This is a genomic window from Sphingomonas adhaesiva (assembly GCF_036946125.1).
GTDB classification, from domain to species: Bacteria; Pseudomonadota; Alphaproteobacteria; order Sphingomonadales; family Sphingomonadaceae; genus Sphingomonas; species Sphingomonas adhaesiva_A.
Genome location: NZ_JAQIJT010000002.1, coordinates 1,788,369 through 1,800,591 on the forward strand (window position 1 = coordinate 1,788,369; position 12,223 = coordinate 1,800,591).

Here is a 12,223-nt window from a genome sequence, read left to right on the forward strand (position 1 = left end):
TCCGTCATTCCCGCGCAGGCGGGAATGACGGGTCGGTTTGGTTCGCGCGAAGACGCGAAGACGCGAAGAAGGTTGCTTCACGCGGAGGCGCGGAGGCGCGGAGGCGCGGAGGGTTTCGCTTTCGCCGGATGCCCCGAGCCGCGCCGGCGGCTCATCAAGGGGCAAGCCGGGAGCATCGTTTGCGCTGACGCGCAGCATGGCCCCGGGCGCATCCACTCCGCGGCGCCGTCGCACGAACAGAATCGTTGCAAATTCGCGCTCCTCGCGGTAGCCCCGCGTTACAATCGCGCGTGAGCCTCACTCCCGCCTTTCTCGACGAACTGCGCGCCCGCACCTCGCTGTCGGCGCTGCTCGGCAAGACGGTGAAGCTGACTCGCGCCGGGCGCGAGATGAAGGGGTGCTGCCCCTTCCACAACGAAAAGACGCCCAGCTTCTACGTCAACGACGACAAGGGCTTCTACCATTGCTTCGGCTGCTCGGCGCATGGCGATGCGATCCGCTGGCTGACCGATCACCAGGGCCTGCCGTTCATGGATGCGGTGAAGGAGCTGGCCGCCGCCGCCGGGATGGAGGTGCCCGCGCAGGACCGCCACGCCGCGCAGCGCGCCGAGCGGGCGAAGTCGCTCCACGACGTGATGCAGGCGGCGGCCGATTTCTTCGTCCAGCAGCTGGGCGGGATCGACGGGGCGGAGGCGCGCGCGCTGCTCGACCGGCGCGGCGTGTCGCCCGCCAGCGTCAAGGCGTTCGGGATCGGCTATGCGCCCAATTCTCGCACGCGGCTGCGCGCCGCGCTCAAGGATTTCGGCGATGCGATGCTCGTCGAGGCGGGGCTGCTGATCCAGGTCGAGGGGAAGGAACCCTACGACCGCTTTCGCGGCCGGCTGATGATCCCGATCCGCGATCCGCGCGGGCGCGTCATCGCGTTCGGCGGGCGCATCATCGGAGAAGGCGAGCCCAAGTATCTCAATTCGCCCGACACTCCGCTGTTCGACAAGGGGCGCACGCTCTACAATCTCGACCGCGCCGCCCCCGCCGCGCGCAAGGCCGACCGGCTGTTCGTGGTCGAGGGCTATATGGATGCGATCGCGCTGGCGCAGGGCGGCGTGGGCGAGGCGGTCGCCCCGCTGGGCACCGCGCTGACCGAGGCGCAGCTGGAGCGGCTGTGGCGCGTGGTCGACGTGCCGGTCCTGTGCCTCGACGGCGATGCCGCGGGGCAGAAGGCCGCGATCCGCGCCGCGCACCGCGCGCTGCCGATGCTGGCGCCGGGCCGCAGCCTCGCCTTCGTCACGCTGCCTGACGGACAGGACCCCGACGATCTGATGCGCGCCAAGGGCCCCGCCGCGTTCGAGACGCTGGTGCGCGAGGCGGAACCCTTGGTCGACCGGCTGTGGAAGCACGAACTGGCCGCCGAGCCGCTGGGCACGCCCGAGCAGCGCGCGGGGCTGAAGCGCCGCCTGTCGGAGCTGGCGCAGTCGATCGCCGACCCGTCGGTGAAGGGCGAGTATCAGGCCGAGTTCCGCCACCGCTTCGACGAGCAGTTCGCGCGCAACCGCGCCACGAACTTCCAGCAGCGCCAGCCCTTCTACCCGATGGCGCAGCGGCGCCCGGGGCAGAAGTGGACGCCCCCGCCCCCGCCCGTCACGGAGGACGCGAAGAAGCTGCGTGCCGCGGGCGGGATCGACCGCGTGCTGGCCAAGGCGGTGCTCGCCGGGCTGATCCGCCACCCCGCGGAGATCGCGCGGCATATGGAGGTGCTGGGCAGCCTGAAGCTGGCCGACGGCGCGCTGGGACGGTTGTTCGAGGCGGTGGTGGACGTGGCGCTGGAGGACCGGCGCGACGGCACGCTTGATAGCGGGCGCCTCGTCACCATATTGGCCCGGTCCGGTTTCGATACGGTCGCGCACGATCTCCTGAGAGCCGATACGATGCCTTACTCCTTCACGCGCGCCGATGGCGACACGAAGCAGGCATGTGAGGATCTCGACGAGGCGATCGCGATCCTCGTGACCCGGCCGGAGGTGGATGCGGCATTGGCGGAGGCCACCTCCGCGATGCAGGCGCGCTTCACCGACGAGGCGTTCGAACGGCAGGTGGCATTGGTGAACGAACAGCGGGCGCTGGACCAGCGCCTTGCAAATCTCGTGCAGGCGAACGAAGACGCCCGCGCGCTTGGACCTGAGGACGATTGATGGCGAAGATGAACGCTGGCGTGGCGGAAGATGGTGCAGAAACGACGGATGCCCCGCTGATCGATCTGAACGACGCGAACGTCAAGAAGCTGATCGCGCGGGCGAAGAAGCGCGGCTACATCACGTACGACCAGCTCAACGAGGCGCTGCCGCAGGACCAGATGTCCTCCGACCAGCTCGAGGACATCATGTCCGCGCTGAACGAGATGGGCGTCAATATCGTCGAGAACGAGGAAGCGGGCGAGGACGGCGAGACCGAGGAGCGCGCCGACGACGAGGAAGCGGAGTCGACCGACGCCGAGGCCGACGGTTCCGCCCCCGTCGTCGAGAAGAAGAAGGAGACGGTCGATCGCACCGACGATCCCGTCCGCATGTACCTGCGCGAGATGGGGGCGGTGGAGCTGCTGTCGCGCGAGGGCGAGATCGCGATCGCCAAGCGGATCGAGGCCGGTCGCGACACGATGATCCTGGGGCTGTGCGAAAGCCCGATCACGTTCAACGCCATCATCGACTGGTCCACCGCGCTGAACGAAGGCACGATGCAGCTGCGCGAGATCGTCGATCTCGACGCGATGCTGTCCAAGGGCCCGTCGGCCGAGCAGGTCGAGGGCGCCGAGGACGACAACGGCGAGATCAGCGCGTCCAACGCCGGCCCGCAGTTCAAGGAAGAGGAAGAGCCCGAGGAGGTCGCCGCCGACGACGAGGACGACATGACCGAGCGTCGTGCGCCGCGCCCCAGCGACGACGAGGAGGAGGACAATACCCTCAGCCTCGCGCAGATGGAGGAGACGCTCAAGCCGGTCGCGCTGGAGAAATTCGCCAACATCACCGCGATCTACAAGAAGTTCTCCAGGATGCAGGAGAGCCGGCTGTTCGCGATGACGTCGGGCGACGGGCTGTCGACCGCCGAGGAGCGCAAGTACCAGAAGCTGCGCGAGGAGCTGACCGCCGAGGTCGAGAGCGTCCAGTTCCACCAGAGCAAGATCGAGTATCTGGTCGACCAGCTGTACAGCTACAACCGGCGCCTGACCGCGCTGGGCGGGCAGATGCTGCGGCTGGCGGAGCGCCACAAGGTCAACCGCAAGGACTTCCTGGAGCGGTACATGGGGCATGAGCTGGACGAGGGCTTCATTCCCTCGGTCGCGGGCCTCGACAAGAAGTGGGCGGCGTTCGCGACCAACGAGGTGGCGGCGGTCGATCGTATCCGGACCGAGATCAGCGAGATCAGCCAGCAGACCGGCATGGCGCTGAGCGAGTTCCGCCGCATCGTGAACATGGTGCAGAAGGCGGAGCGCGAGGCGCGGATCGCCAAGAAGGAGATGGTGGAGGCCAACCTGCGCCTCGTCATCTCGATCGCCAAGAAATACACCAACCGCGGGCTGCAGTTCCTGGACCTGATCCAGGAGGGCAACATCGGGCTGATGAAGGCGGTCGACAAGTTCGAGTATCGCCGCGGCTACAAATTCTCGACCTATGCCACCTGGTGGATCCGCCAGGCGATCACGCGGTCGATCGCGGACCAGGCGCGCACGATCCGCATTCCGGTCCATATGATCGAGACGATCAACAAGCTGGTGCGCACCAGCCGCCAGTTCCTGCACGAGCAGGGCCGCGAACCGACGCCGGAGGAAATGGCGGAGCGCCTTTCCATGCCGCTGGAGAAGGTGCGCAAGGTGATGAAGATCGCCAAGGAGCCGATCTCCCTCGAAACGCCGATCGGCGACGAGGAGGATTCGCACCTGGGCGACTTCATCGAGGACAAGAATGCGGTGATCCCGGTCGATGCCGCGATCCAGGCGAACCTGAAGGAGACGGTGACGCGCGTGCTCGCCAGCCTCACCCCGCGCGAGGAGCGGGTGCTGCGCATGCGCTTCGGCATCGGAATGAACACCGACCACACGCTGGAGGAGGTCGGCCAGCAGTTCAGCGTGACCCGCGAGCGTATCCGCCAGATCGAGGCCAAGGCGCTGCGCAAGCTGAAGCACCCCAGCCGCAGCCGCAAGATGCGGTCGTTCCTGGACCAGTGACCGGCGTCTGCGGCGTCGGGGAGTCGGAGGCGTTCCGATCCCCGGTGGCCGCGAAACCTGCATGACAGCCCACGTCGTCATGCCGGACCCGTTCCGGCATCCACCGCGCCGCGCCCCGGCACGGTGCCGGTGTGCGCAGCGCCAGACGCCGGAACGAGTCGGGACCTTTGCAAAAGTCTTCGTCCCCGGCGAAGGCGAGACCTTTGCAAAAGGCTACACCGTGCTCCTGCGCAGGCAGGAGCCCGGAGTTGCGGGTCCCATAAGGCGTTGTTCTGCTTGGCCCTGGGCTCCTGCCTGCGCACGAGCACGGCGTGGGCTCGATGCCGTTGCACCTGTTTTGCAAAGGTCCGGCCTCCACCGGGGACAGAAGAGGATGCAACGCCTCCCCGATTGTAAAAAATTCCGACATAAACCTCCCATTTACGTCGCGCTGCTATTTCCGCGTCACGGGATGCGGGGGTCGCCTTCCGGTTCTCGCAAGCTGGCGTTCGGGAGGCGCGATGATGGCGACGATACTCGGTAACGTCGGGCTCAAACCCACAGGCGCGGCTGCCACCATCCTGACGCTGGTCGCGTCGGACGGCACCGCGGCCTCGCCGCATGCCGCGACGCTGGGGAGTGCGACCGCTACGCTGCGCGACCTGACCGACGCGGTCCACGCGCTCGCGGTCGTCCACGGCGCGTTCCCGGGGATCGTCGACCACGCCATGGCGCGGACGACCGACGATGCGGCGCGCGACTGGCTGATTGCGGCGGGGGCGGCGATGACCGCGGAGCGATCGATGCTGATCCGGCTGGCGTCCGCGGTCGGCCCCCTGCCCTCCACCCCCAACCAGGCCGCGTCGCAGGCCGCGATATTGGGCCAGCGCCATACGCTGGAGATGCTGGCGCAATCCGACCGCAACGGCTGTGCGACCGGCACCGCGCTGGCCTTCGTCCTGGACTGGGCCGCGGTGCGCCGCGTGCTCGACAGTTGCGCCGATCGCGTCGGCCTGCGCGCCGCCACCGACTTCACCGCCACGAGCATCGCCGCGCACGCCTTCGTCGAGGGGGTGGACGCCACGCCCCCGGTCGAACGCGCGATGGCGTTCGGCGCGCAGCAGATGCTCGCGCAGCACCGCGGCCTGTGGCATCTGCTCGCGGCACGGGCCACCGCCCGCGCCCAGCTGTAACCGCGCGCTTGCGCAGCGGCGATCCTTCCCGCTACACCATACCCGTTATTCGAGATGACGACGGGAAGAGGCTATGCAGCGGTTCGAGGGAACGCAGAATTATGTCGCGACCGATGACCTGAAGGTCGCGGTCAATGCTGCGGTGACGCTGCGCCGCCCGCTGCTGGTGAAGGGGGAGCCGGGCACCGGCAAGACGGTCCTCGCCTACGAAATCGCCAAGGCGGTCGGCACCGACCTGATCGAATGGAACATCAAGTCGACCACCAAGGCGCAGCAGGGCCTCTACGAATATGACGCGGTCGCGCGCCTGCGCGACGGCCAGCTGGGCGACGAGCGCGTCCACGACATCGCCAATTACATCCGCAAGGGCAAGTTGTGGGAGGCGTTCCAGCGCGAAAAGCCCGCCGTCCTGCTGATCGACGAGATCGACAAGGCGGATATCGAATTCCCCAACGACCTGTTGCAGGAGCTCGATCGGATGGAATTCCACGTCTACGAGACGAAGGAAACCGTCCGCGCCACGGAGCGCCCGATCGTCGTCATCACCTCGAACAACGAAAAGGAGCTGCCCGACGCGTTCCTGCGCCGCTGCTTCTTCCACTATATCAAGTTCCCGGATCGCGAGACGATGCAGTCGATCGTCGACGTCCACTTCCCCGGCATCCAGAAGATGCTCGTCGCCAGGGCGATGGACATCTTCTACGACGTGCGCGAGGTCCCGGGGCTGAAGAAGAAGCCGTCGACCAGCGAGTTGCTCGACTGGCTGAAGCTGCTGCTGCACGAGGATATGCCGCTGGAGGTGTTGCAGAACCGCGATCCGACCAAGGCGATCCCGCCGCTTCACGGCGCCTTGCTCAAGAACGAGCAGGACGTGATGCTGTTCGAGCGGCTGGCATTCATGGCGAAGCGGCAGGCGAACAAGAACTGATCGCGCGCGCGTCCCGGTTGCGACCGACATTGTTCATCCGACGTTAACCACGCTACACGGGTCCCGTGCGGCGGGAGGTTGGCGTATGATCGAAAGCGGTTCGTTGACCCCGGGCGTGCACGTCGACCGCTTCGACGTGCCCGATCACACCGCGCTGCGGGTGGAGATGCCGGCCCCGGCGCTCCGCGACCTCGTCAGCAACTATCACGTCATGGATTCGGAGCGCACGCATCATGACGGGCGGGAGCAATGGCTGTTGCCGTCATGGCCCGCGCTGCGCTTCGTCCTGGCGCCGGACCCGATCACGCTGACGATCGGGTCGCGGCGGTACGATCCCATTCCCGAGGCCGCATTGTACGGCACTGCCAGCAAGGCGATGCAGATGACGACGCACGGCGGCGTCACGGTCGGGGTCGACCTCACCCCGCTGGGCTGGGCGCGGCTGATGAACCGGCGCGCCGATCTCTACCGCGACCGCATCGTGCCGCTGGAGACGGTGCTGCCCGCGGCCTGGGTGGCGCGCACGCTCCAGCGGCTGCGCGACAGCGACCAGGGCAGCGAGGTGAAGGCGATCCTGGACGACATGCTGCTCGCGATCGTGGCGCCTGCGACCCCCGACGATGCCGCGATCGTCGCGGTGCAGCGGCTGATCGCGGACGATGCCACCCGCGACCTGTCCGCCGCCGCGACCGCGGTCGGGATGACCCCCGCCGCGCTGCGTCGGCTGGCGACGCGCTATTTCGGCTTCCCGCCCAAGACGCTGCTGATCCGCACCCGCTTCCTGCGCTCGCTGGTGCGGATGATGCACGCCGGCGACGACGCCGGTTACGGCGCGATCGCGCCGACCTATTTCGACGCCTCGCACTTCCTGCGCGATGCCGATCGCTTCCTGGGCACCACGCCGCGGCGGTTCCTGCGACAGGATCACCGCTATCTCAGCGCCGTGCTGAAGGCGACGCGCGAGGTACGCCGCGCCGCGCGGGCGGCGACCGAGCGCCCGGCGTCGTCGCGCGCGGGCGCGGCCGCGCCGGTGCAGCATCTGTCCAACATGGGTTGACCGGCCATCAACCCGGATCGCCCATGATCGGCGCCCTGCCGCGCCGCCGACCCACGCCAACGATATCGGCGCGCTCATCGGCGCCCATGTCCCGAAGGCGGCAACCGCCGCCCGCTGTACCAACCGGGTCTTCGATAGCAACTCGACACGGCCGTCCGGGCGGGGCATCATGCGGGCATGTTCCTCGCTTTCCTCGACGAGCTCCGCTCCGCCGGCATCCCGGCCAGCATGAAAGAGCATCTCCTCCTTCTCGAAGCGTTGCAGGCCGACGTGATCGACCGCTCGCCGGAGGATTTCTATTACCTCAGCCGCGCGGTGTACGTGAAGGACGAGGGGCTGCTCGACAAGTTCGACCAGGTCTTCGCCAAGGTGTTCAAGGGACTGGAGGCCAGCTTCGGCCAAGCCGGCGCGGAAATCCCCGAGGATTGGCTGAAGGCGATCGCGGAGAAATACCTGACTCCCGAGGAGATGGAGGCGATCAAGTCGCTCGGCTCCTGGGACGAGATCATGGAGACGCTGAAGAGGCGGCTCGAGGAGCAGCAGAAGCGCCACCAGGGCGGCAACAAATGGATCGGGACCGGCGGCACCAGCCCCTATGGCAATGCGGGCTACAATCCCGAGGGCGTGCGGATCGGCGGCGAGTCGAAGGAGAAGCGCGCGATCAAGGTGTGGGACCAGCGCGAGTTCCGCAATCTGGACAGCACGCGCGAGCTGGGCACCCGCAACATCAAGATCGCGCTGCGGCGATTGCGCAAGTTCGCGCGCGAGGGCGCGGCGGACGAGCTGGACATCGACGCGACGATCGACGGCACCGCGCGGCAGGGCTGGCTGGACGTGCATATGCGCGCGGAACGGCGCAATGCGGTCAAGCTGCTGCTGTTCCTCGATGTCGGCGGGTCGATGGACCCGTTCATCAGGCTGTGCGAGGAACTGTTCTCCGCCGCGACGACCGAGTTCAAGAACCTCGAATTCTTCTACTTCCACAATTGCCCGTATGAGGGCGTGTGGAAGGACAACAAGCGCCGCTTTCAGGAGCGCACTCCGCTGTGGGACGTGCTCCACAAATACGGCCACGACTACAAGCTGATCTTCGTCGGCGATGCATCGATGAGCCCGTACGAGATCACGCATCCCGGCGGCTCGGTCGAGCATTTCAACGAGGAGTCGGGCGCGGTGTGGATGCAGCGGCTGACCAACACCTATCCCGCCGCGGTGTGGCTCAACCCCGTGGCGCAGGCGCAATGGGGCTATTCGCAATCGGTGAAGATCATCCGCGAGCTGATGACCGATCGCATGTACCCGCTGACGCTCGCCGGACTGGACGATGCGATGCGCGAGCTCACGCGCAAGCGGTAGTCTGCTGGAACAGGGGTTCGCTCCTTGCCGTCACCCCGGGCCCTTCGACTTCGCTCAGGAGAGCCTTGACCCGGGGTCCAGGTTTTCTTCGGCCAGAGTTTGATCCACGCGGCTTGAACCGGCCACAACCGCCTCCCCGGCGAAGGCGGGACGTTTGCAAGAAGGGCGCAGGAGCACGGTGTAGCCTTTTGCAAAGGTCCCGCGAAGGCCGGGGAACAGCGACATCGCGCCTTATCGCGCCGCCGCCATCGCCCGCCCGCGCCAGATGCGCACCGTGGTGGCGGGCGTCACGCCGCCCTGATGCGTGGGGCAGCGCGCGTACCGGAAACGCTTGTCGAGGCACAACCAGATCTCGTCCAGCCAGCCCTGCCGCGTCGTCGTGATCCGCATCATGTCGACACCCAGCCCGGGATTGCTGCGCGCCATCTCCTCCGCCAGCCGCCCGGCGGTCTGGGGCGTGCGCGACAGTCGCTCCATGTCCGGGAAGCGCAGCTGCGCGAACAACGCGTTCGACTTCGCGAAGTAGCGCTGCGGCGTGTAGCCGGCCATGCAGGTGCCGTGCTTCGCCCACTCGTGCTGCAACAGCTGCGGCGACGGGGTGGCGCACAGGTGGTCGCGGATCACCTTGCGCGACAGGATCGGGGTCGCGCGGCAATATTGCGGCCAGTCCTTGCCCGGCCCGTCGGGCCACAGCCCGTGGAGCACGAAGCCGAAACGGTTGCCGCCGCCGCACTGGAACTGCGCGTTCGGCCGGTCGGCGCGGGTGCGGCAGAACTCCGGGCTCCAGCTGATCGCGAGCGTGTAGCTGGCGATCGGCAACCGGCGGACGGGCTGGCTCGCGCTAGGCAGGTCGGGGCGCGGACGCGGCAGCTGTGCGGGGATCTCGCACGACAGCGCCTGCGCCGCCGCCGCACCCGGCACCATCGCCAGCCCCATCGCGATCGCCATCGGCATGGCATAATGCAGGATCGATCGGGCAGCGGTCACGGCCGGGCTTTCGTCGTTGGTCACGCGCCCTTCCTGCGCGTGCGGTCGCGTTCACGCAAGCTAAGGTCGTCAGGCCGCGGCGAAATCCAGCCCGATATCGGCCGCCGGCGCCGACTGGGTGATGCGACCCACGCTGACATAGGTGACGCCCGTCTCCGCGATGGCGCGGATCGTCTCCAGCGTGACCCCGCCCGAGGCCTCGCTCGGCACCCGCCCCGCGATCAGCGCCACCGCCTGGCGCAGGGTCGCGGGCGGCATGTTGTCGAGCAGCAGGTGCGTCGCGCCGGCGTCGAGCGCGGGCGCGATCTGGTCGATGCGGTCGACCTCGACGATGATGTCCGCGATACCGGCCGCCTTCGCCAGCGCCGCCGCGCGACCGACCCCGCCGGCGACGGCGACGTGATTATCCTTTATCATCGCCGCATCCCACAGCCCCATGCGGTGGTTGCGCGCGCCGCCGGTGCGCGTGGCGTATTTCTCCAGCCGCCGCAGCCCCGGGATCGTCTTGCGGGTGTCGAGCAGCGTGGCCCCGGTGCCCTCGATCCGGTCGACATAGGCGCGCGTCAGCGTCGCGATCCCCGACAGATGCTGGACCGTGTTGAGCGCGGATCGCTCCGCAGTCAGCAGCGCGCGCGCATCGCCGGTCACGCGCATCAGGTCGCTGTCTGGCGCGACGCGGTCCCCGTCCGCCGCGATCAGCTCGATCGATGCGTCGGGGTCGAGCGTGCGGAAGAAGGCCGCGGCGATCTCCAGCCCGCACACCGTGATCGCGTCGCGGCTGTCCATCACCGCCGCGAAGCGCGCCGTCGCCGGAATGACCGCAGCGGAGGTGACGTCGCCGCCCTCCCCCAGATCCTCCGCCAGCGTCGCCGCGACGAAGGCGTCGAGATCGAACCCGTCGAGCCGGAACGTCATGGCAGCGCCTCCCCCGCGTCGACGCCCCACAGGCGATCGGTCTGGACGAACCCGGCCTGCCCGCGCACGTCGAAATGGCACCAGCCGTTCGCGCACTGGCCGACGCGTCCCACGACGCCGGGCTGAGCGCGAAAGACGATGCGCGGGCCGCCGGGGCGATCGCGCATGTCCGCAGCCTCCGTCCCCTGGATGATCGCGGTGCGGGTGCTGCTGACCATATTGCCCAGCATCCACCCTTGCGTTCCGCTCGGATCCTCGATCTTGCGCCATTCCTTGAACGTGTCGATCACCCGCACCGGCAGCCCGGCGCGGACGTATAGCCAGCTGGCGGGAAAGGTACGACCCGGGCCCGTGCGCATCCGGGCGCGCGCGGGCGCGAGCGAGGCGTAATAGGGCGGCTTGCGCTCCTCCGGCGCGGCCTCCGCGGGCAGCGGCGCGACCACCGCCGCCATCATCGCCCAGACCGCCACCCGTCGCATCGCCGTCGTCCTTCCCAAGTCAGGCTTCCCCGTCCAGGATCGTCCTGTAGCGTCGGGATCGCCGTGGCATCAACCGTTGACGCGCCCCCTCCCCTGCGCCAATCCGCTGGCATGGCCGATACGCGACGCTCCGCCCGCCCCAAGGTGATCGTCACGCGCGAGCTGCCGGACGTCGTCATGCGGCGACTGGAGGAGCTGTTCGATACGCAGCTGCGCCGCGACGACCGCCCCATGACCCGCGACGAGCTTGCCGCCGCGATGGCGGATTGCGACGTGCTGGTCCCCGCCGTCACCGACGCGATCGACGCCGGGCTGATCGAGGCGGCGGGCGATCGGCTGCGCCTGATCGCGAATTTCGGTGCGGGGGTGAACCATATCGATCTGACCGCGGCGCGCGCGCGCGGCATCATCGTGACCAACACCCCCGGCGTGCTGACCGAGGATACCGCCGACATGACGATGGCGCTGATCCTGTCGGTGCCGCGGCGACTGGCGGAGGGCGAGAAGCTGGTCCGCACCGGCGAGTGGAAGGGGTGGAGCCCCGGCGGGATGCTGGGCTACCGCATCGGCGGCAAGGCGCTGGGCATCGTCGGCATGGGGCGTATCGGGCAGGCGGTGGCGCGCCGCGCGCGCGCGTTCGGCCTGTCGATCCACTATCACAACCGCACGCGCCTGCCCAAGGTGGTGGAGGCGGAGTTCGGCGCGCAATGGCACCCCAACCTGGACGAAATGCTGGGCGCGATCGACATCCTGACGATCCACACGCCGCTCAACGCCGACAGCCGCGACCTGCTCGATGCGCGGCGCATCGCGCTGCTGCGCGACCATGTGTTCGTCATCAACGCCAGCCGCGGCGGCATCCTGGACGAGGATGCGCTGGTGACGGCGCTGGAACAGGGGCGGCTGGCCGGTGCCGGGCTCGACGTCTGGCGGCACGAGCCGGAGATCGACCCCCGCCTGCTGGCGCTTCCCAACGTCGTGATGACCCCGCACATGGGCTCCGCGACCTACGAGGGGCGCGTCGCCTCTGGCGAGCGGGTCATCGCCAACATCCGCATGTGGGCCGACGGTCATCGCCCGCCGGATCAGGTGCTGGAGGGCTGGGCCTGACGC

At 68.3% G+C, this 12,223-nt stretch carries 10 protein-coding genes; 7 read left to right on the forward strand and 3 right to left on the reverse strand.

What is annotated here, in order from left to right; genetic code table 11:
- Nucleotides 1-290: 290 nt before the first annotated feature.
- From dnaG to PGN23_RS14770, 6 genes are all read left to right on the forward strand, one after another.
- Nucleotides 291-2,189: a DNA primase gene (gene dnaG, locus PGN23_RS14745; protein WP_335303767.1), complete on the forward strand. Its 1,899-nt coding sequence runs from the start codon at nucleotides 291-293 to the stop codon at nucleotides 2,187-2,189.
- Nucleotides 2,189-4,216, forward strand: a complete 2,028-nt coding sequence (rpoD, locus tag PGN23_RS14750; RefSeq protein ID WP_335303768.1) for an RNA polymerase sigma factor RpoD — start codon at nucleotides 2,189-2,191, stop codon at nucleotides 4,214-4,216. The genes dnaG and rpoD overlap by 1 nt, the downstream gene beginning before the upstream one ends.
- 500 nt (nucleotides 4,217-4,716) lie before the next feature.
- Nucleotides 4,717-5,388, forward strand: coding sequence for a DUF6975 family protein (locus tag PGN23_RS14755; protein ID WP_335303769.1), 672 nt, complete (start codon nucleotides 4,717-4,719; stop codon nucleotides 5,386-5,388).
- Between the two features lie 73 nt (nucleotides 5,389-5,461).
- A complete protein-coding gene (locus PGN23_RS14760; RefSeq protein WP_335303771.1) occupies nucleotides 5,462-6,316 on the forward strand; it encodes an AAA family ATPase in 855 nt (284 codons plus the stop codon).
- A 103-nt stretch (nucleotides 6,317-6,419) separates the two neighbouring features.
- A complete protein-coding gene (locus tag PGN23_RS14765) occupies nucleotides 6,420-7,373 on the forward strand; it encodes an AraC family transcriptional regulator (protein ID WP_335303773.1) in 954 nt (317 codons plus the stop codon).
- Nucleotides 7,374-7,550: 177 nt separating this feature from the next.
- Nucleotides 7,551-8,729, forward strand: coding sequence for a vWA domain-containing protein (locus PGN23_RS14770; RefSeq protein ID WP_335303775.1), 1,179 nt, complete (start codon nucleotides 7,551-7,553; stop codon nucleotides 8,727-8,729).
- Between the two features lie 231 nt (nucleotides 8,730-8,960).
- Here PGN23_RS14770 and PGN23_RS14775 read toward each other — a convergent pair whose 3' ends face one another.
- The 3 genes from PGN23_RS14775 to PGN23_RS14785 all read right to left on the reverse strand — a co-directional run bounded on the left by PGN23_RS14775 (nucleotide 8,961) and on the right by PGN23_RS14785 (nucleotide 11,110).
- Nucleotides 8,961-9,683 carry a ribonuclease T2 gene (locus tag PGN23_RS14775; protein WP_335304615.1) on the reverse strand — a complete coding sequence of 241 codons (723 nt, stop codon included), beginning with the start codon at nucleotides 9,681-9,683 and terminating at the stop codon, nucleotides 8,961-8,963.
- 102 nt (nucleotides 9,684-9,785) lie between these two features.
- Nucleotides 9,786-10,631, reverse strand: a complete 846-nt coding sequence (nadC, locus tag PGN23_RS14780) for a carboxylating nicotinate-nucleotide diphosphorylase (RefSeq protein WP_335303777.1) — start codon at nucleotides 10,629-10,631, stop codon at nucleotides 9,786-9,788.
- Complete coding sequence (locus tag PGN23_RS14785) at nucleotides 10,628-11,110, reverse strand: SH3 domain-containing protein (RefSeq protein WP_335303778.1); 483 nt, start codon at nucleotides 11,108-11,110, stop codon at nucleotides 10,628-10,630. The genes nadC and PGN23_RS14785 overlap by 4 nt, the downstream gene beginning before the upstream one ends.
- A 111-nt stretch (nucleotides 11,111-11,221) precedes the next feature.
- Here PGN23_RS14785 and PGN23_RS14790 point away from each other — a divergent pair, with 111 nt between their 5' ends.
- Entirely contained in the window at nucleotides 11,222-12,220 is a 999-nt protein-coding gene (locus tag PGN23_RS14790) for a 2-hydroxyacid dehydrogenase (protein WP_335303779.1), read from the forward strand.
- Nucleotides 12,221-12,223: the final 3 nt, after the last annotated feature.

Excerpts from the sequence above, each read along its gene's own strand:
- PGN23_RS14775 (WP_335304615.1), bottom strand. The coding sequence starts at position 9,683 with ATGCCGATGGCGATCGCGATGGGGCTGGCGATGGTGCCGGGTGCGGCG.
- nadC (WP_335303777.1), bottom strand. The coding sequence starts at position 10,631 with ATGACGTTCCGGCTCGACGGGTTCGATCTCGACGCCTTCGTCGCGGCG.
- PGN23_RS14770 (WP_335303775.1), top strand. The coding sequence starts at position 7,551 with ATGTTCCTCGCTTTCCTCGACGAGCTCCGCTCCGCCGGCATCCCGGCC.
- PGN23_RS14790 (WP_335303779.1), top strand. The coding sequence starts at position 11,222 with ATGGCCGATACGCGACGCTCCGCCCGCCCCAAGGTGATCGTCACGCGC.
- PGN23_RS14755 (WP_335303769.1), top strand. The coding sequence starts at position 4,717 with ATGATGGCGACGATACTCGGTAACGTCGGGCTCAAACCCACAGGCGCG.
- PGN23_RS14760 (WP_335303771.1), top strand. The coding sequence starts at position 5,462 with ATGCAGCGGTTCGAGGGAACGCAGAATTATGTCGCGACCGATGACCTG.
- PGN23_RS14785 (WP_335303778.1), bottom strand. The coding sequence starts at position 11,110 with ATGCGACGGGTGGCGGTCTGGGCGATGATGGCGGCGGTGGTCGCGCCG.
- rpoD (WP_335303768.1), top strand. The coding sequence starts at position 2,189 with ATGGCGAAGATGAACGCTGGCGTGGCGGAAGATGGTGCAGAAACGACG.